At 67.3% G+C, this 1,765-nt stretch carries 2 protein-coding genes; both read left to right on the top strand.

Annotation, left to right across the window (positions count from 1 at the left end):
- The first annotated feature begins 136 nt into the window (after window positions 1–136).
- The gene (locus RR928_RS22445; RefSeq protein WP_332540071.1) at window positions 137–1,198 is read left to right on the top strand and encodes a pirin family protein; all 1,062 of its coding nucleotides are present in this window, start codon (window positions 137–139) and stop codon (window positions 1,196–1,198) included.
- Window positions 1,199–1,294: 96 nt separating this feature from the next.
- Window positions 1,295–1,765: an FKBP-type peptidyl-prolyl cis-trans isomerase gene (locus RR928_RS22440; protein WP_213297279.1), complete on the top strand. Its 471-nt coding sequence runs from the start codon at window positions 1,295–1,297 to the stop codon at window positions 1,763–1,765.

Below are 1,765 nucleotides of genomic sequence, written 5' to 3'. Positions count from 1 at the left end.
CTAGCGGCGCGCGGCCAGCGCGACACACCGTCCCATCCGTGGCCCTTCTCTTTGCCCCGGGTGGTCGCATCTAATTGGCGTATCTATAGTTTGGCCGGTGGCATATGTGCTGCGGGCCTGGCATTCAAGGAGCCCCATGAACACCGCGACCCATCCCGTCCTTCAGGCCCAGCCATTGGGCCCGCTGTGGCCCACGCTCGATCCTTTCCTTTTCTGCGCCCACCATGACGACAGCTATCCCGCCGGTGACGGCCGCATGGGCGTGCAATCGGTCGAATTCGAAGGCCGGCAGATGGGCAGCGACTTCAGCCGCAAGGACGGCTGGAGCATGTACCACGGCGACAGCGTGCCCGGCTTTCCCGGCCACCCGCACCGCGGCTTTGAAACCGTCACGCTGGTGCGCAAGGGCCTGATCGATCATTCGGATTCGCTGGGCGCCGCGGCGCGCTTCGGCCGCGGCGACGTGCAGTGGCTCACGGCGGGCCGGGGCGTGGTGCATTCGGAAATGTTTCCGCTGCTGAACACCGACAGCCCCAATCCGCTGGAGCTGTTCCAGATCTGGCTCAACCTGCCCGCGGCCTCGAAGATGGTCGCGCCGCACTTCACCATGTTCTGGGACGAGCGCATTCCGCGCCTGGTGCATACCGACGCGGGCGGCAAGCGCACCACGGTGACGGTGGTCGCGGGCGCGCTCGAAGGCGCCGATCCCGCGCTCGCGCCGCCGCCCGAGTCCTGGGCTGCGCAGGACGCGTCCGACCTCGCGATCTGGACGCTGCTGCTCGAGCCCGGCGCGTCCTGGACGCTGCCCGCGGCACGCGGCGAAGGCACGCGCCGCATGCTGTATTTCTTCGCGGGCGAGCAGCTGCAGATCGGCCATGCGCTGGCCGACCAGCATGCGGCGCTGGAGCTCGTCGCGGGCCAGGACTGGCAGCTGGTCAATACCGGCAGCACGCCGGTCGAATGCCTGCTGCTGCAGGGAAAACCGCTGGGCGAGCCGGTCGCGCAATATGGGCCGTTCGTGATGAACACCCAGCAGGAAATCATGCAGGCGCTGCAGGACTACCGCAACACCCAGTTCGGCGGCTGGCCCTGGCCCGAACAGGATCCGGTGCACGGCAGCGCGCCGCGGCGTTTCGCGCGCTATCCCGGGCAGACCGAGGATGAGTCACCCCCATCCGCCGCCAGCGCCGCAGAGTGAGAAGGGCTGTCCCCGCGCGGTTGCGCCACGCCGCGGCGCAATCGGGGACAATGCCAGCGCCGGGCTGGACGCAGCCCTTTGAATGGACACTTTTCAATGAACATCAGCAAAGATACCGCGGTCACCATCCATTACACGATCACTGATCCACAGGGCAAGCGCCTCGACGACGGCGACGTGGCCTATCTGCATGGCGGCTACGACAACCTGTTCGCCAAGGTCGAGGAAGCGCTTGAAGGCAAGGCCGTGGGCGCCACGCTGACCGTGGACCTGGCCGTCGAGGATGCGTTCGGCGCGCGCGACGAAAGCCTCAAACGCAGCATTCCCAAGGCCGAATTCCCGCCGGGCGTCAAGGTCGGTGGCCAGCTGCGCGGCAGCAACGACCAGGGCGAGCCGCAGATCTATCACGTGGTGAAGATCAAGGGCCCTGAAGTGCTGCTCGACGGCAACCACCCGCTGGCCGGCATGGCGCTGCGCTTCACCTGCAAGGTCAACGAAGTGCGCCCCGCGACGGCCGAGGAAATCACCCACCGCCATGTGCATGGCGGCCACGGCCACCACCATTGA

It is taken from the genome of Comamonas sp., assembly GCF_036666375.1.
Taxonomy (GTDB): domain Bacteria; phylum Pseudomonadota; class Gammaproteobacteria; order Burkholderiales; family Burkholderiaceae_C; genus Comamonas.
The sequence above is the reverse complement of the archived record's forward strand: the minus strand, read 5'-3'. Positions and strand labels throughout refer to the sequence as shown.